Origin of the sequence: Cognatitamlana onchidii (assembly GCF_004804355.1) — a bacterium.
Classification (GTDB): Bacteria; Bacteroidota; Bacteroidia; order Flavobacteriales; family Flavobacteriaceae; genus Cognatitamlana; species Cognatitamlana onchidii.
Map to the genome: position 1 here is coordinate 19,592 of NZ_SRWZ01000001.1, position 25,423 is coordinate 45,014.

A 25,423-nucleotide genomic window follows, 5' to 3' on the forward strand; every position below is an offset into this window, starting at 1 on the left:
TTATTTAGGTTGATTTACACATTAAAAGAACACGGACAAACCGGCACTTACCGTATGGTTTTTATCTTCAAATTTACCGCTATAAAAAGCTGTTAATTGCATTTTTGGATTTAATGAATATGCTGCAAAAGCTTCTTGTTCAAATCGATCATTACGCTCATCATTGAAATTATTCATTTTAAAAACAGGTGTAAGCTGTACGAAGAATTTTTCAGAGAATACGATGGGTGTAATAACTTGAAAAGAGAGTCCGTGAGTAGCCATATCTGCAGCTGGTATAGGATTATCATACACGGGCTTACTAGCATATTGATACGAGGCAATTGGGAAGAACTGAATCCAATCTGCTGCCATAATACCAACCGTAACTCCTGGAGACACTATCCAACGCCCAGATCCCAAACCATTTTCAAAACTACCTGTTGGTGCAAACACATCAATTGAAGGTCCAAAGGCGCCAATAGTTTTATCATAATTTTTATATGGCAACCAAAAGTATCTAGCTCTTAAATCTCCTAGGCCAAATTTTTCAGTCCTATCATTATACAACAGCGGGGCTTCAAAAAGTACAAGGTGTTCTGCAGAAGGTGCCAATGTTAATTTACCCCTATACCCCATAACATTTTGATTCTCTTGACTAGAATATTCCAAAGTATTATCAACAAAAGAATAGAAATTGGTTGGTTTTGATGCGTCAATGGAGTCTTCCTCTTGAGCAAATGTTACTAAAGACATTAATAATAACAATGGTAGAACGATTAAGTTTTTTAAATTTTTCATTACTTTATATTTTATATTTCACTTATAACAGGGTGGTTACCTTTAAAAACCCCTAAAAGAAATTATAAATTTTTTATTTCAGATATTAGTTTATGACTGAATCAGAACCAACCTACTGATTTTCAAAAACTAAACCAGGTCTTAGCTTATTATTAAAACAAAAAGAATTGCATAGATGTTATGCAATTCTTTTTGTTTTCTGTCTCCATTATTTAGTGCATATGTGCTTCATGGATGCCGTGACCACAACCTTTTAATTCGGCAGGCATGGCAGGAAATTGCATATCCTTAATTGCTTCATTTAAAGCTGTTCTATTATCGGCTGTGTACGTGTATTGCCCATCCATAATAGTAGCTTCAATTTTAATGTCCTTGAGTGATTGCTTATCTACTTCAAAGGGATTCTCTGCTAAGATGACTAAATCGGCATACTTTCCTTCTTCAATAGAACCTATTTTATCATCCATTTGTAATTGCCACGCGGCATCAATAGTAATGGCTTTAATGGCCTCTTTAAGCGTCATTGGTGTTCTGTTTTCAGGAAATGCGGTAGCATCAGGGTTTGAAGCATCTTTTAAAGTTACTGCACATTGAGCAACAAACAACGGTCCTTGCATAATAGAAGGTGTACTAGGTACATCGGCAGAAATACTGACTCTAACACCGTTTCTAGCGAAATGTGGGTAACGCCCAAGCTGACTATTTACTTGCTCTAAACCTCTTATTCTGATATTATCTTTATCACCATTTCCGAAGGTATTGGTAAAGTTAGGTGTAGAGTTAACAGGTATTTTATTATCAATAATACGTTGCTGATCTTCAGGGTTCACGTAAATGGCATGATGTAAGGCACTACGGTTGTTTGGGTCTATTTTACGTGCTGCTAAAATAGCTTCTACAGCAGCATGAGATGAACGATCACCATCGGTATGAACCATAACATCTAAACCAACTTCCGCAGCTTTAGTAATAATAGCCATAGTCTCTTCTGGTTGCACATTAAATGATCCATTTTGGTCAGTTCCTTGATAATTTTCAAAATGCGGTGCAGTACCAGCAACGGTATTGCCTTCAGGGTGGATTTTTAAACTGGTTACCATTAATTTATCAGACTTATATCGGTCTTTCATTTTAGCCCCAAAATCTACAAACTTTTGAGGGTCTCCAACCGCAGTTTTATACATTGGAAGTGCCACTGTACGCATTTTTAAAGTACCTTTATCTTCCCATTCTTTTAAAATATCCATGGCCACAACAAAGTCTTTTTCCATACCTCCATGCACATCTTTTATGTTTGGCGTAACAATTCCTGGGTTTAAAAATGTTGTTGTTCCATTGGCAGCAGCAATACCATAAAGTAATTCTGCACTTTCACGAATCATATTTTCAGGATCCCAAGCAATCTGTCCATAAGCCTCAAACCATTGAATTTCAATAGCAATTCCTGTAGGGTTTCCTTCGGCATCACGTTTCCAAAAAGTCACACCTGGAACGGTATCTGGAGTATCTTTAGTAATGTTTGCAGCCGTTAAAGCAGCTGTATTTAACCATGCATCGTGAATGGTATTATCTAAAATAAATGCAGGACGATTTGGTACGGATGCATCTAAATCTTTGGCCGTGGGATAACCACCTAACATATTGGTGTCCCAACCGATACCTTGAATTACTTTTTTATCTGGATTTTCATCCGCATATTTTTTTATCATGGCTAAAGCCTCTGCTCTATCCTTTGCGTCATAAATTTGAACGCCTAAAGACACCCAAGAAGATGCTATTAAGTGATCGTGTGCACTCACAAAACCAGGCATCATGGTTTTACCTTTTAAGTCGGTGGTTTTTGTGCTTTCTCCAATATACGCCTTAGCGTCTTCTGAAGATCCTACAAAAACAATTTTGTTGTCTTTTACAGCTACGGCTTCTGCCCATTCTTGAGCATCGTTTAAGGTATATACTTTACCGTTGGTAAACACCATATCGGCTGGCCCTTTTTTTGTTTCAGTTTTGCAACTTGTTAAGATTATTGCAAACATCATTACGAATAATACAACTACTTTTTTCATTTCTATTATGTTTTTTACGGTTCTATACATAACAGGGCTGTTTTATCTTTTAAACCCTAATTATTTTTTAAATTTATTTTAAGCTATTTATTTTCTCTATAGTAGCTATTATTAAATTTTTTATCATTAATGACTATTGCATTTGATAAGTATACTTTCCATTCATCATGGTAGCAACAACTTTTGTTTTTGAAATGTCATACACATCAATATCAAATAGGTTATTTTCTAAAATGACTAAATCTGCTTTCTTACCTACCTCTAATGAACCTACTTCCTTATCCATTCCAATGGCTTTTGCTGCATTAATAGTTTGCATTTTTAAGGCCAATTCTAAAGGAATTCTTGCTGCTTCTCCGCCTAATGGTGGTTCGTTTTCACGACCTGGTAATTGCCTGGTTATACCAGATTGTATGGCTACTAAAGGCCTGTATTCGGACACATAACCAGATGCTGGCCAATCTGAACCAAAGGCCACAAGGCCTCCAGATTTATCAATCTCATTAACAGGAAAATAGTTACTCACTCTTTCTGCTCCTAATCTTTTGGTTGCAATAGTTTTATTTAAAGGGTCATAACTCATCCACGCTCCTGTAGTTTCATAGGCAATACCCAATTCTCCAAATCTTGCATAATCATCTTCATGGATTAAAACACCATGATTTATGGTATGATGTCTATCCCAAGATTTATTTTCTTTTATGGCCAGTTCATAAGCATCTAGCATTTTACGTACAGCCAAATCTCCAAAGCAATGACATGATATGTCAAAACCAAGCGCATCGGCTCTTTTTACAACATCATTAATAACCTCATAGGGTATTATTGGTTCTGGTACTAAATTTGGTTTATCTGAGTACGGTTCAACATAAAGCCCATTGTGTTTATCATCACCTCCATCCATATTTACTTTTAAACGATTGGCTTTAATTAATTCTGTATTGTATTTAGAATTAAGTTCCTGAAGTAAAGGAATAGGGTCAATATCTTTATCATTCCAGTAATACACGCCTTGTACCCGTGTTAATAAATTACCTTCTTTTTCTAGCTCCGTCAACACCTCAAACCCGGGAAGCGGTCCCATACCTAAATCTTGAATACTGGTTAATCCTGCAGCTGCAAATCTTTGAAATACTGATGTTGTATTTTTTTTAAGACCTTCTACACTTAAAATGTCATCAAGCTTTAATAACACTTCCAAATAGGCAGGTACTTCTATAATCCATCCTGTTGGGTTTCCTTGTGAGTCTCTTAGGAAAAATGAAAAACCTGGAGCTGGTTCTGGAGTATCTTTGTCAATACCGGCCATTTCTAGAGCTTTGGAATTTGCCCAACCACCATGACCATCAATTGTAATAAGTATAATTGGTTTTTCTGACTCTATATCATCTAACATGGCCGCCGTTGGCCAATTTTCATTCCAAATATTAAATCTTACGCCATATCCTCTTATCACTTCAAGTTCAGGATTATCAGCAATATACTTCTTAAGTCTTATAAATAACTCCTCCTTATCATCGGTTTGAAGGTCTATGCCTGAAGCAATCATGCCTCCTCCAACAGAGTGAATATGTGCATCCACAAAACCTGGAAGTACCATTTTTCCTTTTAAGTCTGTGACCTTTGTATTTTCTCCTGTATAGGCTTTGGCATCTTCTGAAGAACCGACAAAAACAATTTTATTCTCTTTAACGGCCACTGCCTCAGCCCAAGGTTGTGCTTCGTTTATAGTGTAAATTTTTCCATTGGTAAAAACGGTATCAGCTGCCTCTTTTTTAGGTTCAGATTTACAGCTAAATATTGCTATAGTTAATAATAGTAATACGGCATAGGTATTTGCTTTTTTCATTTGTTTTTGGATTTAAAATACGCTTGTTACATTTTATTCTCGATTTAATACGTTATCCATAATCTTAAACCAGGAATTACTGCTATGTTTTCGGACATGGTATAGTACCCTTGTAAACTTCCCGCAAAAGTTATCCAATCTTGCAAAAAGACTTCATAAAACGTATCAATGCCATATTCATACTTTCCACCTAGTTCATTCACTACAAATGCGGCTCCGGTTTGGTCACCTATACGACTAAACGGATTGTTTAAAATAAAACCTGCAGTATAAGCGCCATTGTATTTTAAAATTCTACCATGACCATTGGATAACTTTAAGGTTAAAATTAAATTGTCTGACACACCTTGATTTCCTACATACATCCAACCACTACCAGAAGCTTTATCTGCACTTTGTGGATTGGTATACACGTTAAACAAATGATAACTATAATAGTTGTTTTTTGAAGGAATGGCCCAACGCAAAAACCCTTGCCAGTTATATGTGGTTTTTCCAAAAAAATTACCCACATCTAAAATATCATTTCTTGGATTATCATCTAACACTTGTCCTCCAACTGAAAAATACTCTGAAAAATTTACCTCGGCGTACACACCAAAAGCTGCGTCCATATCGGGAACTGGATCAGAAGACGCCGTTTTACTAAACAGGGTTAACTTATCCCACGCACTATACTTAGTAAATGACATATAAAACGTAGGTTCTAATTTACCTACGGTAATATCTAAAAGCCCATCAAAAAAGAAGTTTTCTATATGCAAATACTCGAGCGATAATCCCGAACTTGTCTCGTCGTTAGCGTTGGGCACCGTAAACATATCTAGTTGTTTGGCAAAGGTTTTAGGATCACTCCCCGCAACCAGATTGGTATGCTCTACCCAAGCATGCCCTTTCATTTTATAATTTTTAGTTTCTACCAATTTACCTTGATACAAAGCCCCTAAATCATAATGCCAAGTATTTGCAGACATGTTACCTGAATAGCCTCCCTGAGCTATGGAGCCTAAATACCCCATAAACGCATGTTTTTTTTGGGTATACATCCAATGTTCAAAATTGGTTTTGCCTTTGGGTTTGTACTCTAATTTTTCAGATTGAATGGCCTCTAAGACATGTGGTTTTAAATGCGTATCTAATGAATCTAATGGTTCTTGCGCATTTATATTTCCCGATAAGAAAATATAAAAAATGAATAGCATGGTAAATTCAATGGTTCTTTTTTTCTTCTCCATGGTCTAGTTTTGAAAGGTTATTACATATGTATTGCTTGTAAAGACCTTAACAAAAACTGTTGGCAAGCTCATTGAAATTACATATTACGTAATTCAAATAAGTTGCCAACACTTAATTTTTTTCTCTAAGTTATAAAATCTATCTTAATTTTTCAACTTCCTGCAACAAGGTAGTCGTCTCTTGCTCTACTTGATTGATATCTTTCATCTCTGGATCAAGAAGCACCAACTGCTCAAAAACATGTTTTGATTCTGCCGTTGAACCTTGATCTTTTAAAACCATAGCTTTTAGCCACATAGCCGAAACTCTATGGTTGGCATCTTTTGATAAACTTGCCACATTAACATATGCTAGCGCTTTTTCGTGATTATTGTCAAGAAGCTCTTTTAGGGCATTCACATTATCATCGCCATAAGTGTTGCGCAAACTTAATTCTTCCGATTCGCTTGCGTTTTCCTCAGCAGTTGTACGCTTATCAAGTTCATTTAGCATAGCTGTTTGCGTATCCATTGTTCTATCTTGATTAATATCTCTGGCAATGCGTCCAGCCCCATTTACTGCAATACCTGCTGCTGTTAACTGTCTGTCTCCTGATAAAACCCCTATAATAGACATAACACCACCAATACCACTAGCCACATCTGCCCCATCTCTATTTCGTTTTAATTTTTCTAATCTCGCCGAATACGCATTCATATCTCCTGTAAACTCTACTTCAATATGGGAAGCCCGTCTTTGCGTTTTTCGAAAAATCTTTTCATATGTCTCATAATCTGAAGTACTAATGGCATTAATCTCTGTAAAGCTTATTATGCTACCATTGTTATTTTGAATACCTTTATTTAACAGTGTTTTATAAGAATAAGCTACTTGCTCTGTGGTGCCATCTTTTTTATTAATAATAATGTTATGTGCACTTACTGTGCATAAAAAGAAAAAGCTCATTAAAAATGTTATTAGTCTTGTTTTCATGGTTTTTGTTTTAAAAATTATACTTCTATCCTTAATAGGGCAAACTCATGCATAAACCCCTAATTGGTCATCAACTTTTTTATGACTGTGTCTAACGACCAACTTCTAAGTTTTCAATTTAGTAGCTTTGTAAAACAAGACATCTATTAAAAATTAAAGAATACGCTATGTTACATATAAAACTTCTGTATATTTACGCGCTGAAAAGCGCACGTGGCGGAATTGGTAGACGCGCTGGCTTGAGGGGCCAGTATCCGTTTTAGGATGTGGAAGTTCGAATCTTCTCGTGCGCACTTGTAATCTTCACATAAGGAATCCCTTTGTATACTAATTGCCATAAGCTGCTGTTCAAGGTTTTGCAGTTTAAATGTCATTATGAAAGCAGTTATTGAATAAACATTATAGCTAGATATTGAATGGCCTAATTTGTCAGATATTGAACATTGGGCGTCAAAATCTTATATTTTAAAGGCAAAAATTTCATAATTTGTTAAATATTGTTGTCCTTTTAATAATTATCCTTACTTTTGTTTAAGAAAAGGAAGAATTAAATGAACAATATTAAAGTAAATTTTAGTATTAAGGATCTAGAGAACTTAACTGGAATCAAGGCGCATACTATACGAATATGGGAAAAGAGATATAATTTATTAAGCCCGGAACGTTCAGAAACGAATATAAGAAACTATAGTTTACTGAGCTTTCAAAAGCTACTTAACATCTCCTATTTAAATAATAACGGGCTAAAAATCTCAAAAATTGCCAATTTAAAAGAGGAAGAAATCCCCATTAAAGTAAGAGAAATTGCATCTAGGGCGAAAGTAGAAGATCATGCCATTAATGCTTTAAAAATGGCCATGATTAACTTTGATCAGGTCTTGTTTTACAGCACTTACAACAACCTATTGGAAAATAAAACCTTTAGCGAGATTTTTTATTCTGTTTTTCTACCCTTGCTTAACGAAATTGGTTTGTTGTGGCAAACTAACACCATAACCCCTGCTCATGAGCATTTTTTATCCATTCATATTAAACAAAAAATATTACTTAATATAGAGCGATTACAACTTTTAGAGCCTAAACCTGTTTCTAAAACATTTGTACTCTTCCTTCCAGATCATGAAATACATGATATAGGTTTGCTTTTTATTAATTATGAATTGAGAAGCAAAGGATATCATACCATTTTTTTAGGAGAAAGTGTACCTACGGAAAGCTTATCAGATCTTCTAGAGTTTTTTGATGATATTACCTTTATCTCATACTTTACTGTTAATCCTCAAACAGACAAAGTCTTAGATTATATAAATAACTTTAACGAATTACTTTTAAATAAAGACAACACCAAACTTTTACTACTAGGTAAGAAACTAGAAGAGGTGGATATAAATAATTTACCAGAAAAAGTTCGTACATTTAAGTCGATAGAAAATTTAGTTAAAGAATTCTAAAATTTATTTATTGTTTAACTTTTTTGTATATTTGTTAAACAATATGAAAGCAACAGTAAATATAATAGGATCTGGGTTCTCTTCGTTAGCCGCCTCTTGCTATTTAGCTAAGGAAGGATTTGAAGTAACCATTTTTGAAAAAAACCCCACCATTGGTGGAAGAGCTAGACAATTAAAAAAAGAAGGATTTACGTTCGACATAGGCCCAACATGGTATTGGATGCCTGATGTTTTTGAGCGGTTTTTTTCGGACTTCGAAAAAAAACCTTCAGATTATTACAACTTAAATAAGCTAAATCCTGCTTATAGCGTATATTTTGGAAAGAATGACTTTATCACCATTGAAGATACTCTAGAAAAAATAGTTGCAGCTTTTGAAGCAGAAGAGCCAGGAAGTTCTATAAAGCTCAAGAAATTTATCGCAGAGGCCAAGAGCAATTACGAAATTGCCATAAAGGATTTGGTTTACAACCCGGGCTTATCTCCACTAGAGCTTATTACGCCTGCTACCATTAAAAAAATCAATCAGTTTTTTAGCACGATAAAGAAAGATGTTAGAAAGGAATTTAAGAACGAAAGACTTGTAATGATTCTTGAGTTCCCAGTACTTTTTTTAGGAGCTAAACCAAGCGATACACCATCTTTTTATAGCTTTATGAATTATGCCGATTTTGGGTTAGGAACCTTCCACCCAGAAAAGGGAATGTATCAAGTTATTTTAGCCATGGAAAGTCTAGCCAAAGAACTTGGAGTAAACATAAAAACTGGGGCAAATATAGACAAGATTATCGTAGAACAAGGGGAAGCTAAAGGATTAATATCCAGTGGCGTGAGTTATTATTCGGATATAACCCTTAGTGGAGCCGATTACCACCACACTGAAACCTTGCTAGAAAAGCCATATCGACAATATTCTGAGACCTATTGGGAAAAGAAAACGTTTGCACCTTCTTCGTTGTTGTTTTATGTAGGATTCGATAAAAAGCTAAAGCAAGTTAATCATCATACCTTATTTTTTGATGTTGACTTCGAAAAACATGCTGAAGCCATTTATGATACAGCCGAATGGCCTCAAGAACCATTGTTCTATGCAAGTTTCCCGAGCAAAACAGATGCTAGCACCGCTCCTGAAGGAAAGGAAGCTGGTATTTTTTTAATACCCCTCGCTCCTGGATTGCAAGACACCGCAGCATTAAGGGAACAATATTTCGATAAAATTATGACACGATTTGAAAACCTTACTTCACAAAAGGTTAGAGAACATATCCTGTTTAAAGAAAGCTTTTGTATTAACGATTTTATAAGAGACTACAACTCATATAAAGGCAATGCCTATGGCATGGCAAACACACTCATGCAAACAGCCTTTCTGAGACCTAAACTAAAAAGTAAAACTGTAAAAAATCTATATTTTACTGGTCAGCTCACGGTTCCAGGTCCAGGGGTACCACCTTCTTTGATTTCTGGAAAACTAGCTGCAAATCTCATTTCAAAATATAGTAAAGTCCCTGTTTAAAAAGTATTTGTTAAATTTAAAAAGAAAAAAACCAACCTATGAAGTCATTATTTGATACCGTTTCTTATAAGAGTAGTAAAATTGTTACGAAAACTTATAGCACTTCTTTTTCTTTAGCCACAAAAATGTTATCTAATTCAATAAGAGGGGACATTTACAACATTTATGGTTTTGTTCGCTTTGCAGATGAAATAGTTGATAGCTTCCATAATTACAATAAAGAAGAACTATTTAATAGGTTTTCTGATGACTTGGAACATGCGCTTAAGGACAGGATAAGTTTAAATCCTATCTTAAATTCATTCCAATATACATTTCATAAATATAATATTGACAAGGCTTTAGTAGATGCATTTATGAAAAGTATGCGATTGGATTTACACAAAAAAAATTATCTTACAGACGAAGAATACAAGGCCTATATATATGGCTCCGCTGATGTGGTAGGGCTCATGTGTTTAAAAGTTTTTGTTCAAGGTGATGAAGCAAAATATGAGAGTTTAAAAGCTACTGCTATGGCTTTAGGGTCTGCCTTTCAAAAGGTAAATTTTTTAAGAGACTTAAAAGCAGATTTTGAAGGATTAGATAGGACATATTTTCCTAATGCCGATCTTAGAAATCTTGATGAGCGTTCAAAACAAGACATTATAAATGATATTGAAGCAGATTTTGAAAAAGGATTAACTGGTATAAAAAAACTTCCAATTGAGGCCAAATTTGGGGTTTTTATGGCATATCGTTATTACAGACAATTGCTCAAAAAACTTAAGCGCACCCCTGCCCTAAAAATTAAGGAATCTAGAATACGAGTATCTAACCCTAAAAAAATTGAGCTTTTAATGCGTAGTTATGTAAAATATCAATTAAATTTATTGTAAAATATATCACTAATGCACATATTTTTTTGGATACTTATCTTTATAGGCACCTATTGTTTTATGGAATTTATGGCGTGGTTTACGCATAAGTATATTATGCATGGCTTTTTATGGAGCCTTCATAAAGATCATCACCACAAAGACCACGATAGCTGGTTTGAGCGTAATGATGCCTTCTTTATCTTCTACGCGGTTGTTAGTATTGGTTTTTTCCTACTGTGGAAATATACTTGGTTTTGGCCAGGGTTACCCATAGGTCTTGGTATTTTCGCCTATGGTTTATCTTATTTTTTAGTGCACGATATCTTTATTCATCAACGTTTCAAGTTGTTCAGAAATGCCAATAACTGGTATGCAAAAGGTGTAAGACGTGCTCATAAAATTCATCATAAGCATCTGGGCAAAAATGATGGAGAATGTTTTGGGATGCTTTTTGTACCTTTTAAGTACTTCAAAAAATAGTTTTCAAGCTCTTTTATGACTAAAACGCCTCATTTCGATTATTTAATTATTGGAAGCGGCTTAGCAGGACTTCAGCTAGCGCTAAAAATGGCTGAAGATGCTTTCTTTAGAAACAAAGTAGTTGCTTTAATAGACCCTCAATTAAAGACCAGCAATGATAAAACTTGGAGTTTTTGGGAAAAGCCTAGTTCTCAATGGAATTCTATAGTTTATAAATCTTGGGACCATGCTCGTGTGCTTACAAAAAACAAACAAACAGAGTTAAACCTGTTTCCATACAAATACAAGACCATAAGAGCACTTGACTTTTATAATACCTCGAAAAAGACATTACATGCTTTGCCTAACTTTGAATTTATTAATGAAACGGCAACCGATATATCGGTAATCGATAACACGCCGATATTAAACACTGAAAATAATGCGTATAGGGCTTCTCATATTTTTGATAGTAGATTACCAACTTCTTTCTCCTATAACGCCCCTAAAAGCATTTCCATAATCCAACACTTTAAAGGATGGGTTATCCAAACGCCATCACCTTGCTTTGAGGATAACTGTATTACCATGATGGATTATAGACTAAAAGATGGGGCTCAAACGACCTTTACGTATGTTTTACCTTTCTCGAAAACTAAAGCTTTAGTTGAATTCACTTACTTTACAAGTAATCTTGTACAAGAAGAAACCTATGATGAATTTATACAAACTTATATAAAAAAATACCTTAATATTGAAAACTTTGAGACCATTGAAACTGAGATGGGACAAATCCCTATGACTACCTTTCCTTTTGAAAACTTTAACTCCAAACATATAACTAAAATCGGAACCGGTGGTGGGTGGGTTAAAGGCTCTACAGGGTATTCCTTTAAGCATACAGAAAAAAAAGTGGCCAAAATTATTGAAAACCTAAAAGGTAATAAACAACCATCGGATCAAATTTATAGTAGAAAACATAAATTCTATGACAAAGTTTTCCTAAAAGTATTGCAAGACAACAACGCTAAAGGCGAATGGATTTTTCAACAGTTTTATAGTAAGAATTCACCCCAAACCATGCTACGTTTTTTAGATGAAGAATCAAGTTTTTATGAGGAGCTAAAAATTATGTGGTCTCTTTTTTCATGGAGCTTTATTAAAGCATTTTTTAAAACCTTATAAAAGGTAAAGGTATTTAAAAAAACAAACGCACTACCAATACTTATAATTGGTAATGCGTTATATGCATATGCTTAACAATAAGTATTAACCCCTACTAATAACTATTAATTTCTGGTTACTTTTATTGAGTTAGACAAATGAAACGTTCCTGTCAAGTCGGCAGCATTGGTAACCGTTGCAATATTGGTATCATTTTCATAACGTAAATACCAGATAAAACAAACACCAACACCGGCTCCATCAAAATTTACATTTTCGACATCTGCCAAAGTTTTTGGCGTCCCAAGTATTTTTAAATCTTCATCTGTTATAACCCAGGTCGCATTGGTTCCAACCCGGTTATTTGCATTTTCAAACCCAATTCCACTGACCATATCTGGTGTACCATCTACTTTAAAATTGAATGGCCCTCCGGTTAAAACATCCGCATTGGGCCCTCTTTCAACCCTAATAGCATTCGACAAACTAAACGTTCCTGTTAAATCTTCTGCGTTAGTTACTGTTTCTAAGTTGGTATCATCTTCATAACGCAAGTACCAGATTAAACAAACTCCGCGTCCGGCATTATCAAAATTTACGCCCTCCAACATCTCCAACGTTTTAGGTGTTCCTAGTATATTTAAATCAATGTCTGTAATCACAAATGTACTATTTGACCCTACGGCATTCGAGTCGGTTGAAACACCTGAAATCATATCTGGTGTCCCATCTACAACAAACTTAAATGGCCCTCCTGATAACTTTCCTGCATTGGGCTTACCAATTCTGTTAACTGTAATTGCATTTGACAAATTAAAACTCCCTTGAAGGTTATTAGCATTTTCGCCTTCAGCAAGTCCTACGAGTACGTCTTCGTACCTTATATACCAAATTAAACACTTGCCTATTCCTGCTCCATCAAAATTAACACCTTGAAGCGCTTCAATTGTTGGTGGCAGTCCTAAAATTTTACCTTGGTCATCAGTAACAATAAAAGATCTGTTTGTCCCCACTGCATTTGGATCTGTACTTATGCCACTTACAAAATCGGGCGTCCCATCAACAATAAAAGTAAATGGGCCTCCGGATAAAACCCCTGCATCTGGTGCTCCCAGCCTATTAACTGTAATCGAATTGGACAGATCAAAACTACCTTCTAGGTTATTGGCATTCTCTCCTACAGCTAAGCCATTTAAGCCATTCTCATATCGGATATACCAAATAAGGCATATCCCTACTCCTGCCTCATCAAAATTAACACCTTCAAGTGCTTGGTTTGTTGGAGGTAAACCTAGAATCTTACCCTGATTGTCTGTTACTATAAAAGATCTATTGGTACCAACGGCATCAGGGTCTGTAGAAATACCAGTTACAAAATCTGCAGTCCCATCTACTATAAATGTAAACGGACCTCCTGTTATGGTACCGGCTTCTGGAATCAATACCACGATATCATCGTCATCACTGCAAGAATAGGCTAAAAAGCCCAAGGCCAAAACGGCAAAAAACATTTTTCTAATCATAATCATAAGTTTTTAATTTTGTTATACCACAAAATTAAATCGATGCTAGATTATAAAATGTTAGCTACCTAACACTAAGCAATTTCTTTGTAAATTCTTATCTCCCGTCGGTTAAATTCAATAAATTTATCGTCTTTCAGTTCATTCAAGAGAATATTTAGAGTGGGTCTAGAGGTTCCTATGAGCGATGCGATATCTTTTTGTGTATAAGGATGCTGAATAATTTTATCTCCTGTTTTTTCACAGTCGTAGCCATATTCGTTACATAATTCGTTAAGAAACTCAATCAGTCTAGTTTTAGCATCCTTAAATAATAACAATTGTAAACGTCTTTCTAATTTTCTTAATCTAAAACCAATTACTTTATATATTTTTAAACTAAATGTTTGATTATCCCTCATTAAATTATGCATGGTATCGACACCAACCGGACAAATACTAGTACTATTATCTATGGATTGCGCAAATTCAGCTCTTTTAGCTTCTCCCAGTATAGCCGTTTCGCCAAAAAGCTCTCCTCGGCTGAGAATAGCTTTAACAACCTCGCTACCATTTTCATTATAATAACCAATTTTTACTTTCCCTTTTTCAATAAGATAGACCTTATTTGCAGCATCTTGTTCAAAATAAATATAGTCTTGTTTTTTATAGGCATCAAAATTATGATTGGACTTATAAGATTTAAACTTATGAGGGCACAATAACTTAAAGAGATTGACATCATCAAAAAACCAAATAGACTTCATGTTTAATTTGTTTTGTTCCTTATTATTGTCGAAAAACAATAAAAACACTTACTATAAAGCACAAAAAAACCTCCTTAAAAAGGAGGTTATATGCTTTACATAAAACTTACGCTTTAGTTACTCCTCTTCTTGAGATTGCTTCTTACTTTCTTCCGCTAAGGACTCAAGCATATCATGCTTTTGTAATAAGTTATACCACTGAATTACTTTTTTAATGTCACTAGCATATACTCTATCCTCATCATAATCAGGCAGAACCTCAAAGAAATATTCTTCCAGCTTATCTTTGCTGTCCTTTGGATTTACAGAGGTTACACCTCCATTTTCTTTATCTTTTATTTTCTGAAAAACACTACTTAAAGGAACTTCTTCGGTTAATGTATAGATCGCAATCTCGCTTAATATACTCACGTTATTTTGAACACTAACGGAGAGTCGTTTATTGTCGATTAATGACTCTGCAACAAACCCACCGCGCGTTTGCGTAATTAGCTTGAATAAACCTGGTTTTCCTGAAATCGCTATTACTTTGTCTAAGCTCATATATTATCGTATTGAAAGGCGCAAATATCAAATGATTATTGATGTTCTGCAAATATTATCGTTTCTTTTTTTGATTGGGAAAACGCATTCTATAATCCACATTTATCTTGCCTTTGGAAATATTATTAAGTCTCCCTTTTATTAATCGTTTTTTTAAGCTTGAAAGCTTATCGGTAAATAAAACTCCCTCAATATGGTCATATTCATGTTGAATAACCCGAGCAATCAAACCATTAAATGTTTCCTTTCGAGCTTCAAAATTCTCATCTAAATACTCAATAGTAATATTAGGTTTCCTAAAAACATCTTCTCTAACGTCTGGTATACTCAAACACCCCTCGTTAAAAGCCCATTCATCCCCCTGTTCTTCAATAATTTTGGCATTTACGAAAACGCGTTTAAAGTCTGCCAACTCTCGTTTTTCGTCTTCACTCAAATCGTCGTCCTCTGCAAAAGGAGAGGTATCCACCAAAAATAATCTTATTGGCAAACCTATCTGAGGAGCCGCCAAGCCCACACCATAGGCATTATACATGGTTTCGAACATGTTTTCTAACAAAATATCAAACTCATGGTAATCCTTAGAAATATCTTTAGCTTTCTTTTTTAAAACTGGATCTCCGTAGGCTACTATTGGTAAAATCATATCTGGTGTAAAAATTAGTTTTGCAAAAGTACAATTCTTATAATTTATGATTATACTTTATTGGGCAATATTGTTATGTTATTTATTTAGCATATAAATAGCTCTGTAAAATCAAAGTAGCGCTTATCTCATCTATCAATGCTTTATTTTTACGTTGCTTTTTTTTCAACCCACTATCTATCATAGTTTGAAATGCCATTTTTGAAGTGAATCTTTCATCAATGCGAACCACCGGAATATTTGGAAAGGTCTTTTCCAGTTTTTCAATAAATGGTTTTATATGAGTCTCACTCTCGGATGCCGTATTATCCATCTGCTTCGGTTCTCCCACAAGAAATAGTTCTACGCGCTCTTTCTGGATATAGTCCACTAAAAACTTTAATAAATCCTTTGTAAGAACAGTGGTTAATCCAGATGCGATTATTTGCAGCTCATCGGTTACAGCCAAACCTGTTCTTTTCGTTCCAAAATCGATTGCCAGAATACGTCCCATCTATTTTTTTCGCTAAAATATAATTAAAAAAAAGAAAGGCTATCTTTCAGATAACCTTTCAATCAATTTAACCTTAATTATTAATATTTGAACAGAGTTCTTTAAGCTCTTATGGCTTTATTTATTTTTGGAAAAATAAAACTAATATTTCCAACTTTTCTTTTACGATTTAAGTAAATTCTAATATCACTAGTAGTTCTGGAAATAGTGGATTTTAATTGACTTGCGTCAATTAATAAGGTGTCTTTACTGATAGCAGCACCAACGTTAGTGTCAACAGAAATAGTCTTAGCACTTTCTACGCCATTAACTTCTTCGGCCTTTTGAGCGTTTGCCAATGAGAATGCTAGCATTAAAACTATTAATAAGGGAAAATTTGTTTTCATCTAAATTGCTATTATTTGCTGGAACAAATATAGAACTAGACACACCTTAAGGTGCAAAAAACTAGTTATAAACCTGTAATTTTCGATAACTAGTGGACCAATAAAATTTCATCGACGAATAGTTTAAGTGCATTTTTTTAACGATTAAAGACATTATTTGCCTCTTTAATCTGATAATAGTTTATTGATTTGGAGACCAAATATGAGTTCTGCTCCATAAAAACCTAAATTTTGATTTATAAATTCTTACATAGATCTATTCATTATTGTCACTATTTTTCCTTCATTTTAAATGATAGCTAGTATATTTGCTCAAAATTTTAAAATCGATGACTGAATTACAACAAATCATAGAAAAGGCTTGGAATGACAGAGCACTTTTAGCAGAAGAGCGCACTATTAGTGCCATTATTAATGTGGTGGATTTACTTGATAAGGGTGAATTAAGAGTGGCTGAACCTATTGAAGGTGGATGGCAAGTCAATGAATGGGTAAAAAAGGCTGTTGTTTTATATTTCCCAACTCAAAAAATGGAAACTATTGAAGCTGGTCCTTTAGAATTTCATGATAAAATACCATTAAAAAAGGGCTATGCAGAAAAAGGGATTCGAGTTGTACCTCATGCTGTAGCCAGACATGGTGCTTACATTTCTAGTGGAACTATTTTAATGCCTAGTTATGTAAACATTGGTGCCTACGTTGATGAAGGGACCATGGTTGACACCTGGGCTACCGTTGGTAGTTGTGCCCAAATAGGAAAAAATGTTCACCTATCTGGTGGCGTTGGTATTGGTGGCGTTCTGGAACCCTTACAAGCAGCTCCAGTAGTTATTGAGGATAATGCCTTTATAGGAAGCAGATGTATCGTAGTTGAAGGTGTGCGTGTTGAAACTGAAGCCGTTCTTGGTGCTGGTGTTGTGTTAACCATGAGTACCAAAATAATTGATGTAACTGGAGATGAGCCGGTAGAATACAAGGGAGTCGTTCCAGCACGTTCGGTAGTTATTCCTGGAAGTTATGCCAAAGAATTCCCGTCAGGAACTTACAATGTACCCTGTGCTTTAATTATTGGTAAACGTAAAGAAAGTACGAACAAAAAGACATCTTTAAATGATGCTTTAAGAGAGCATGATGTTGCTGTGTAAATGAAAATCCTTGTTATACAACAAAAAATGATTGGCGACGTGCTTACAAGCAGTGTACTGTTTGAAGCACTTCGCCAAAAATACCCAAATGCCCAATTAGACTACCTAATCAATGAGCATACCCTACCTGTTGTAGAAAACAACCCCTTTATTGACAATTTTGTGCTATTCACCCAAAAAGAGGAAGAGAGTAAAATTGCTTTATTAAAATTTGCTTGGAATACAAGAAAAGAACATTATGATGTACTTATCGACGTATATTCTAAGTTAACGAGCTTTCTCATATGTTTCATATCAGGTGCAAAAACGAAAATCTCTTACTATAAATCTTATTCAAAATCATTATATCATCACAATGTAATTAGAAAAGAAAAAACTAGTAGTACAGATAATTTAGCCATTATACATAGATTAGACTTGCTCAAGCCTTTAGGAATAGAGAAAAAAAATATAATTCCTAAAATTTATTTGAGCGAGAAAGAGTTGGTAAATGCCAAAGCTTACTTAGAGTCTAATAATATAAGTCTGGCTGGCCCCATTTATATGGTAAGCGCATTGGGGAGCAGCGCAAATAAAACCTACCCTTTTCAATTTATGGCCGAGGTAATCGATAAGATTGCACAGGAAAAACCTAAAAGCCAAATTCTTTTTAACTATTTACCTCATCAAAAAGAAGAGGCTATAAGTATTTTTAACTTATGTAAACCAGAAACCCAGGCTTTAATTCATTTGAATGTTTTTGGCAAGAGCTTAAGAAGCTTTTTAGGCATTCTAAAGTATTGTTCGGCACTTATAGGAAACGAAGGTGGTGCCGCTAATATGGCTAAAGCTCTGCATGTAAGAACCTTTTCCATTTTCTCCCCATGGATAGATAAAGCTACATGGAATCTTTATGAAAATGAAGATAACATGAGTGTCCACTTAAAAGACTACAAACCGAACCTTTACACGCAACCAGAAAAATTATATAAAGGAGAGTCCCTGAATTTTTATGAAAAATTCACTCCAGATCTCTTTATAGATAAATTGCATTTGTTTTTAAACACAAACCATGCTTCACCGATAATTAAAGAACCCAAAGAATTACAACATCCTAAAAGGATAAAGCAACCAAAGGTTTCTGCACTACTTATTACTTATAATGAATCAAAACATATAGATGAGGTCATTGAGAACTTGAGCTTTGCCGACGAAATTATTGTTGTAGACTCTTACAGTAATGACGGTACTTTAGATAAATTATCGAAATACAAGCATGTAAAAACCATTTGCAGACCGTTTATAAACTTTGCAGACCAAAGGAATTTTGCGCTTCAACAAGCTACCCATGACTGGATTATTTTTATAGATGCCGATGAGCGTATTTCTAGAAATTTGCAAAAGGAATTGATTAAGGAAATAAATAAGCCATCTAACTATGTGGCCTTTCAAGTAAAGCGTATCTACTACTTCAAAAATAAAAGAATACGTTTTAGTGGCTTTCAAACCGATGCTACATACAGAATATTTAAGAAAGACTCTGTTAAATATATCGAGGAAAAAATTGTTCACGAAATGCCCGAGATAAATGGCATGAGCAAACTATTAAAAAATACGATGCCTCATTATTGCTTTGAAAGTGCCGAACAATACAAATCTAAAATGGAGCATTATGCAACGCTCAAAGCAATCGAACTGTCAAAAGAAGGTATTAAGCCTAATTTTTTTCATTTTTATTTAAGACCCGCCTATAAATTCATTTTTAACTACATACTTAGACTTGGAATATTGGATGGTAAAGAAGGTTATTCCATTTGTGTTTTAAGTGCCTATGGCGTCTATTTCAGATATCAAGAACTAAAAAAGCTAAACAAAAAACGCTAGGTAGTCGCTCCTATCGTTTCCAAAATTTTAGTTTCTTTTTAATTCTTTCTTTACGATGATACTTCTGCTGAAAAGTGCGTGTAGAATCCCACATAAGATTAAAAATTTCATTATAATCCTTACCAGAACTTTTGGCATATTCGTCGCTCATTATCTCAACCATCCATTCATATATGGTCAGGCGTGAAAAATTCTTAATTCTAGTTTCGAAATCAAGCGATTTAAATACCATTCTATTTAAATCTACCAAATAAAACTTGTAATCACCGTCATTAATCTGTATTAACGTATTGCCAGGAGAGTGGTCTAAAAACAATATGCCTTTTTCATGTAGCTGAAACGTAAACCTAGTAAATGCCCTTAAAATAGACTCATGGTCTGGATAATTTAAATCCGTTAACAACTCTCTGAATGTTAAATCACATTCCAATTGCTCGCTAATATAGTAACTGTTTTTAAACACAAACAAAGACGTAAATTCATAATAACCGATTGGTTGAGGCGTTCCAACCCCTAAACGCGTAAGTTTATTTGCATATTCATAAGACCGCTGAGCCTTGCTTTTTCTAAAGAATCTATAGGCTAGACGATTAACCATATTTGGAATCTTGAATGACTTAACATTTATAGTCAAATCATCAAGTTGAAATAGTTTTAAAGCATTTCTGTCTTGGTTTCCAAACGCTTCTCCTTTTGAGTCAAAATGATTTATAATATCATCAAAAAACGGTGTATTTGATTCAAAATCTTTATGGATTTTTTTGTTTCTTTTCACTAAAATTGAAGTCTTATATAGCTGCGCAATTCAGCAGTACCACTAAATAATAGTGGTCGATTAGTTTTTAAAATGTTTACTGGTTGTGCAATAATAGGAAAATATAGAAAACTTATCATTTTATACCTAATTATTTTAACGAAATTCAGTTGCAACTAAGTTTAAGGGTTCAGTCCAGATTTCAATACTTACTTTAATTTGTCAAAATCCGCATCATTAGCATATAAATAAATCAGTACTTAAGTTAAAATTAGTAGAGTATATCGTAAATTTGCAAAACAAAAAACATCATAAGAACCAGTAAAAATTGGGACTATGACATGTTTAAAAACATTGCTGTTTAGGTTTGTTACCTCTAATTTTACAAATGAATTACAAAGAAGCTTTAACGCACCCTATATTTAATATCATATCAGAATCGGCAGATCAACTGCAGTTAGATAGTTATGTTATTGGTGGCTATGTCCGGGATTTTGTTTTAAAAAGAGAAAATGCAAAAGATATCGATATTGTAGCCATTGGAGACGGTATTAAGCTAGCGCAGCAAGTTGCCAAAAACCTACCTTTCAAAACCAAAGTACAAGTATTTAAAACATATGGTACTGCCATGCTAAGATATGATGGTATCGAAGTGGAGTTTGTAGGTGCACGAAAAGAATCCTATACTGAAGATAGCCGCAACCCAGCTATAGAAAATGGAACTCTAGAAGACGATCAAAACCGACGAGATTTTACCATTAATGCCCTAGCACTTAACCTAAATAAGAAATATTTTGGTGATTTACTAGATCCCTTTAATGGTCTTGAAGATTTAAAGAGTAAGATAATAAAAACGCCGTTAAACCCCGATATTACATATAGCGACGACCCCCTACGTATGCTTCGTGCTATTAGGTTTGCGACGCAATTAAACTTTACCATAGAGGCAGAATCGCTTAAGTCTATTACAAAAAACAGTGATCGTATTAAAATAATTTCTAAAGAGCGTATCATTACAGAAATCAATAAAATACTAGAAAGTAAAACCCCTTCTTTGGGTTTTTTACTTCTAGAAAAAACTGGATTACTAAAGTTTATTCTCCCTGAATTGACAGCTCTTAAAGGTGTTGATGATATAGAAGGGCAACGCCACAAAGACAACTTTTACCATACGCTAGAAGTTGTTGATAATATCTCTGAACATACCGATAATTTGTGGCTAAGATGGGCTGCGTTATTGCATGACATAGGCAAGGCTCCCACAAAAAAGTTTAACAAAAAAATAGGATGGACGTTTCATGGACATGAGTTTGAAGGTTCCAAAATGGTATACCGCCTGTTTAAAAGGTTAAAAATGCCTTTGAATGATAAAATGAAGTTCGTTCAAAAAATGGTTTTGATGAGCTCAAGACCTATAGTACTGGCACAAGATTTAGTTACAGACTCGGCAGTAAGACGCTTGGTTTTTGATGCTGGCGAGCATGTCGATGATTTAATGACCTTATGCGAAGCCGACATTACCACAAAAAACCCTAAAAAGTTTAAGAAGTACCATAACAACTTTAAAATTGTAAGGGATAAGATTATTGAGGTTGAAGAACGAGATCATATCAAGAATTTTCAACCACCAATTTCAGGAGAAGAAATTATGCAAACCTTTAATTTGAAACCATCCCGAGAAATTGGTCAAATAAAGGAATATATAAAAGAATCTATTTTAGAAGGGTTAATTCCGAACAGTTATGACGATGCTTTTAAACTTATGATTAAAAAAGGAAAAGAACTTGGACTAAGTCCTAATTCAGAGTTATGATTAAGGCTTTAAGAACCAACTCTCAAAATCAAGATTTTGTTAATCTTGTCTCCCAATTAAATGCTTATTTAAAAACGGTTGACGGGGAAGAACATGAGTTTTATAACCAATACAATAACATTGATATTTTAAAACATGTTGTTGTTGTATACTATCAAAACAAAGCTGTAGGGTGCGGCGCCTTCAAACCATTTAATGATGAAACTGTTGAAATTAAGAGAATGTACACTGACCCAGAGTATAGAAAGCTTGGGGTGGCTGCTAGTGTCTTGGTTCACTTAGAAACTTGGGCAAAAGAAGAAGGCTTTAAGGCATGTGTTTTAGAGACTGGAAAAAGACAAACTGAAGCTGTTTCTTTTTACAAAAAAATGAATTATCAATGTATACCAAATTATGGGCAGTATATAGGTATATCCAATAGCATTTGTTTTAAAAAGATTTTGTAATAACATGAGAAAAGATAGTAAAAAAGTAATTTATTGGTTGTTAACAGGATGTTTATTGATATTTATAATGGTGGTAGTTGGAGGTATTACAAGGCTGACGCACTCTGGTTTATCAATTTCAAACTACAAACTCATTTCTGGAACCATTCCGCCAATGAACGATACCGAGTGGAATGCAGCTTTCGATTTGTACAAACAGTATCCCGAATATCAAAAACTTAACAATCAATTTACATTACAAGACTTTAAAGACATCTATTTTTGGGAATGGCTCCATCGTGTTATTGGTAGGTTCATAGGATTGGTTTTTTTACTGCCATTTTTATATTTTTTATTTACGAAACAAATTTCTAAAACAACCACAAAAAAGGCTATTGTACTTTTATGTATGGGCGCCTTTCAAGGTTTTTTAGGTTGGTACATGGTAAAAAGTGGACTAGTCGATAATCCAGACGTTAGTCATTACAGGTTGGCTGCCCACTTAACTACGGCATTTTTAACATTTGCCTACACACTTTGGGTGGCTTTAGATATTATATTTCCGGAAAAGAAGAAGATAAGCGTCCCTTTAAGAAACTTTATTAGAGTTGGTTTCATTGTATTGATAATCCAAATAGTTTATGGTGCCTTTGTTGCAGGATTAGATGCAGGTTTCATTCATAATCATTGGCCTATGATGAGTGAGGGAAAGTTCATGCACCAAACGGTTTACATTGAACAGACGCCTCTTTATAGAAACTTTATTGAAGGCAAAAGTGGCGTTCAATTTATTCATAGAATAATGGCTTTCTTTGTGGTAGGTTTTATTATCGCTATCTATATAAAAGCAAAAAACACAGACCTGTCCTCGTATCAAAACAAAGGCATACTATGGCTATTGTATTTAGTTGGTTTTCAATTTATTTTAGGAGTATTTACCATATTGTTGCAAGTACCTGTTTGGTTAGGAGTTGCGCACCAAGTAGGGGCTTTTTTCCTTCTAAGCGCCATGACATTCACCCTACATCGTTTTACGAAATAAGATAAAAAAGTTACCTTTGCCAATATATTTATTTCATAAATGATCTACAGATTTAGAGTTATTTTAGATAATGACACCGAGGAAGATATTTTTCGAGATTTAGAAATTCGAGAAACAGACTCTCTTGAAGACTTACATAATATCATCACACAATCCTTTGGGTTTGATGGCACTGAAATGGCTTCTTTTTACGTTAGTAATGACCAATGGGAACAAGGGGAAGAAATTTCGTTATTTGATTTGAGTGAAGATGCCTCTGCTCGTTTAATGAACGAAACCTCTCTAGATAGTATTGTTCATGAGGCTCAAACCAAGCTCATTTACATTTACGATTTTTTAAGTATGTGGACCTTCTATGTTGAGCTAGCTGAAATAGCCGAAGAAACAGAGGGTCATGATTATCCTAATCTTATGTTTGTTCAAGGTCAGGTGCCCGATAATGCTCCAGAGAAGTTATTTAAGTCGGATACAGATGATGACTTCAGTAGCGAATTTGAAGACGATTTAGACACCAACGACTATGATCATTTAGACTTTGATGAAAACTGGAATTAAGCACTTTAATGCCTTAAATTAACGGGATTTACATTTTCATAGTTACGTGTTAAGAATTCCAAGGAGTGTTTTAAAATATCACCCATATTATGACTCTTTTTAAAATTAACATCGTGCGTGTAATCAAAAATGGTCATTTTTAAAAGATCAACGTTTTCTTGGGTAGAAATTTCATCAGTAGTCATACACTCAATTAATCTGCCAAATCTGTTGTAAAAACTCTTTAAGCGTTTCACCAATATAGATCGTTCTTCTGTTTTATATTGCTCAATGGATAATTTTTGAATACTATTAGACACCAACTGAACCATTTCATTGTTTTCTTTAAAATATTGAGGCCTGTAAATATTAAATTTTCCTTCATAAGATTGTTGATCGAAATCGATAGCTCTAATTTTATAAACCACCTTATCAAAATCATGTGTTGGAACAATAACATAGTTATAAGATCTCATATCCCCTAAAAGTCTAATCATACAACGCTCATTAAACTTAACGAACTCTTTAGCGATTTGAGACTTTTCAGATTTACTACAACTGGGTAGCATCTTTTTAATAAACTCATCTCCTGGAATACCTGCAATATGCTCCTCAATTAAGGTATTTTGATGTACTAAAAAGTTCAAATTATAAGGAGATAGCATATGCTCTAGTTCCAATCCGTAAATACGTGACGCATCTGCAACTTTCACATAAAAGTAGGTGGAGTTGTCGTTTAAAACATTCCGAATTTTAATTCTAAACGGTTTTGAATTACCAAAGGTACAGTAGTCTATGGCATCAACACTTAAAAATGGTAGCATATTCTCATTACCATCAGAGTGAAAAATAGTGTAGACTTTTTTTAATGCCGAGTCTATTTCATCCCGCTCAAATTCATTATAATAAACACGAATCCAAAGTGTATCATTTTCATCTTTATCATAAACCACTATCGATCCTTGGAATCGTAACAAATCTTCGTAAAATATAGGGATTTTTACATTTCTGTTATACTTTGTTAAGTACTTGTCTAATTTCGAACCTATAGGAAAAGAAGGTTTCCGTTTGGATATTTTTAAGTCTTGCATAATCTTATTCTTCCTCAAATTTAAGGCTTTTACTAATACGTTTGTAACAAAAACTAATCACATTCGTCA

24 protein-coding genes and 1 tRNA gene are annotated in these 25,423 nt (G+C 34.3%); 12 read left to right on the forward strand and 13 right to left on the reverse strand.

Annotated elements, in window-relative coordinates:
• Positions 1-21 precede the first annotated feature (21 nt).
• The 5 genes from E5D58_RS00110 to E5D58_RS00130 form a co-directional block, all read right to left on the reverse strand.
• The gene (locus tag E5D58_RS00110) at positions 22-780 is read right to left on the reverse strand and encodes a transporter (protein ID WP_136479805.1); all 759 of its coding nucleotides are present in this window, start codon (positions 778-780) and stop codon (positions 22-24) included.
• Positions 781-992: 212 nt separating this feature from the next.
• The gene (locus E5D58_RS00115) at positions 993-2,843 is read right to left on the reverse strand and encodes an amidohydrolase (RefSeq protein ID WP_168796600.1); all 1,851 of its coding nucleotides are present in this window, start codon (positions 2,841-2,843) and stop codon (positions 993-995) included.
• Between the two features lie 133 nt (positions 2,844-2,976).
• Positions 2,977-4,692, reverse strand: a complete 1,716-nt coding sequence (locus tag E5D58_RS00120) for an amidohydrolase (protein ID WP_136479807.1) — start codon at positions 4,690-4,692, stop codon at positions 2,977-2,979.
• 44 nt (positions 4,693-4,736) lie between these two features.
• Entirely contained in the window at positions 4,737-5,927 is a 1,191-nt protein-coding gene (locus E5D58_RS00125) for a carbohydrate porin (protein ID WP_136479808.1), read from the reverse strand.
• A gap of 139 nt (positions 5,928-6,066) precedes the next feature.
• Positions 6,067-6,900, reverse strand: coding sequence for a hypothetical protein (locus E5D58_RS00130; RefSeq protein WP_136479809.1), 834 nt, complete (start codon positions 6,898-6,900; stop codon positions 6,067-6,069).
• 207 nt (positions 6,901-7,107) lie between these two features.
• Here E5D58_RS00130 and E5D58_RS00135 point away from each other — a divergent pair.
• The 6 genes from E5D58_RS00135 (at position 7,108) to E5D58_RS00160 (ending at position 12,371) form a co-directional block, all read left to right on the forward strand.
• Positions 7,108-7,193 (forward strand) — tRNA-Leu (locus tag E5D58_RS00135).
• Positions 7,194-7,451: 258 nt separating this feature from the next.
• Positions 7,452-8,351 (forward strand): MerR family transcriptional regulator, encoded by a 900-nt coding sequence (locus E5D58_RS00140; protein ID WP_136479810.1) that lies wholly within the window; start codon positions 7,452-7,454, stop codon positions 8,349-8,351.
• Positions 8,352-8,394: 43 nt separating this feature from the next.
• Positions 8,395-9,867: a phytoene desaturase family protein gene (locus tag E5D58_RS00145; protein WP_136479811.1), complete on the forward strand. Its 1,473-nt coding sequence runs from the start codon at positions 8,395-8,397 to the stop codon at positions 9,865-9,867.
• 38 nt (positions 9,868-9,905) lie between these two features.
• Positions 9,906-10,745 carry a phytoene/squalene synthase family protein gene (locus E5D58_RS00150; protein WP_136479812.1) on the forward strand — a complete coding sequence of 280 codons (840 nt, stop codon included), beginning with the start codon at positions 9,906-9,908 and terminating at the stop codon, positions 10,743-10,745.
• Between the two features lie 12 nt (positions 10,746-10,757).
• On the forward strand, positions 10,758-11,207 hold the full coding sequence (locus E5D58_RS00155) for a sterol desaturase family protein (RefSeq protein WP_136479813.1): 450 nt from the start codon (positions 10,758-10,760) through the stop codon (positions 11,205-11,207).
• Between the two features lie 15 nt (positions 11,208-11,222).
• A complete protein-coding gene (locus E5D58_RS00160) occupies positions 11,223-12,371 on the forward strand; it encodes a lycopene cyclase family protein (protein WP_136479814.1) in 1,149 nt (382 codons plus the stop codon).
• A 104-nt stretch (positions 12,372-12,475) separates the two neighbouring features.
• Here the strand turns inward: E5D58_RS00160 and E5D58_RS00165 are convergent, their stop codons facing one another.
• The 6 genes from E5D58_RS00165 to E5D58_RS00190 all read right to left on the reverse strand — a co-directional run bounded on the left by E5D58_RS00165 (position 12,476) and on the right by E5D58_RS00190 (position 16,687).
• Positions 12,476-13,873: a hypothetical protein gene (locus E5D58_RS00165; RefSeq protein WP_235835800.1), complete on the reverse strand. Its 1,398-nt coding sequence runs from the start codon at positions 13,871-13,873 to the stop codon at positions 12,476-12,478.
• A 74-nt stretch (positions 13,874-13,947) separates the two neighbouring features.
• Positions 13,948-14,619 carry a Crp/Fnr family transcriptional regulator gene (locus E5D58_RS00170; RefSeq protein ID WP_136479815.1) on the reverse strand — a complete coding sequence of 224 codons (672 nt, stop codon included), beginning with the start codon at positions 14,617-14,619 and terminating at the stop codon, positions 13,948-13,950.
• Between the two features lie 117 nt (positions 14,620-14,736).
• Positions 14,737-15,162 carry a DUF5606 family protein gene (locus tag E5D58_RS00175; protein WP_136479816.1) on the reverse strand — a complete coding sequence of 142 codons (426 nt, stop codon included), beginning with the start codon at positions 15,160-15,162 and terminating at the stop codon, positions 14,737-14,739.
• Between the two features lie 55 nt (positions 15,163-15,217).
• Entirely contained in the window at positions 15,218-15,808 is a 591-nt protein-coding gene (gene def, locus E5D58_RS00180) for a peptide deformylase (protein WP_136479817.1), read from the reverse strand.
• Between the two features lie 82 nt (positions 15,809-15,890).
• Entirely contained in the window at positions 15,891-16,301 is a 411-nt protein-coding gene (ruvX, locus tag E5D58_RS00185; protein WP_136479818.1) for a Holliday junction resolvase RuvX, read from the reverse strand.
• 101 nt (positions 16,302-16,402) lie between these two features.
• A complete protein-coding gene (locus tag E5D58_RS00190) occupies positions 16,403-16,687 on the reverse strand; it encodes a hypothetical protein (protein WP_136479819.1) in 285 nt (94 codons plus the stop codon).
• Positions 16,688-17,016: 329 nt separating this feature from the next.
• Here E5D58_RS00190 and E5D58_RS00195 point away from each other — a divergent pair, with 329 nt between their 5' ends.
• Positions 17,017-17,832 (forward strand): 2,3,4,5-tetrahydropyridine-2,6-dicarboxylate N-succinyltransferase, encoded by an 816-nt coding sequence (locus E5D58_RS00195; protein WP_136479820.1) that lies wholly within the window; start codon positions 17,017-17,019, stop codon positions 17,830-17,832.
• Positions 17,833-19,695: a glycosyltransferase gene (locus tag E5D58_RS14895; protein WP_168796601.1), complete on the forward strand. Its 1,863-nt coding sequence runs from the start codon at positions 17,833-17,835 to the stop codon at positions 19,693-19,695. It begins immediately after the preceding gene.
• A 10-nt stretch (positions 19,696-19,705) separates the two neighbouring features.
• On the opposite strand, the gene E5D58_RS00205 is transcribed toward E5D58_RS14895, so the two are convergent.
• On the reverse strand, positions 19,706-20,470 hold the full coding sequence (locus E5D58_RS00205; protein ID WP_235835801.1) for a lipopolysaccharide kinase InaA family protein: 765 nt from the start codon (positions 20,468-20,470) through the stop codon (positions 19,706-19,708).
• A 367-nt stretch (positions 20,471-20,837) separates the two neighbouring features.
• On the opposite strand from E5D58_RS00205, the gene E5D58_RS00210 reads away from it, so the two are divergent.
• Genes E5D58_RS00210 through E5D58_RS00225 form a run of 4 tightly spaced genes read left to right on the forward strand, consistent with a single transcriptional unit; the run spans position 20,838 to position 24,284 of the window.
• On the forward strand, positions 20,838-22,262 hold the full coding sequence (locus E5D58_RS00210) for a CCA tRNA nucleotidyltransferase (RefSeq protein WP_136479821.1): 1,425 nt from the start codon (positions 20,838-20,840) through the stop codon (positions 22,260-22,262).
• Positions 22,259-22,708, forward strand: coding sequence for a GNAT family N-acetyltransferase (locus E5D58_RS00215; protein ID WP_136479822.1), 450 nt, complete (start codon positions 22,259-22,261; stop codon positions 22,706-22,708). Before E5D58_RS00210 ends, E5D58_RS00215 begins: the two co-directional genes overlap by 4 nt.
• 4 nt (positions 22,709-22,712) lie before the next feature.
• Positions 22,713-23,729: a COX15/CtaA family protein gene (locus E5D58_RS00220; RefSeq protein WP_136479823.1), complete on the forward strand. Its 1,017-nt coding sequence runs from the start codon at positions 22,713-22,715 to the stop codon at positions 23,727-23,729.
• Between the two features lie 39 nt (positions 23,730-23,768).
• A complete protein-coding gene (locus E5D58_RS00225; RefSeq protein ID WP_136479824.1) occupies positions 23,769-24,284 on the forward strand; it encodes a plasmid pRiA4b ORF-3 family protein in 516 nt (171 codons plus the stop codon).
• A 5-nt stretch (positions 24,285-24,289) separates the two neighbouring features.
• Here E5D58_RS00225 and E5D58_RS00230 read toward each other — a convergent pair whose 3' ends face one another.
• Positions 24,290-25,354: a hypothetical protein gene (locus E5D58_RS00230; protein WP_136480491.1), complete on the reverse strand. Its 1,065-nt coding sequence runs from the start codon at positions 25,352-25,354 to the stop codon at positions 24,290-24,292.
• Positions 25,355-25,423 lie beyond the last annotated feature (69 nt).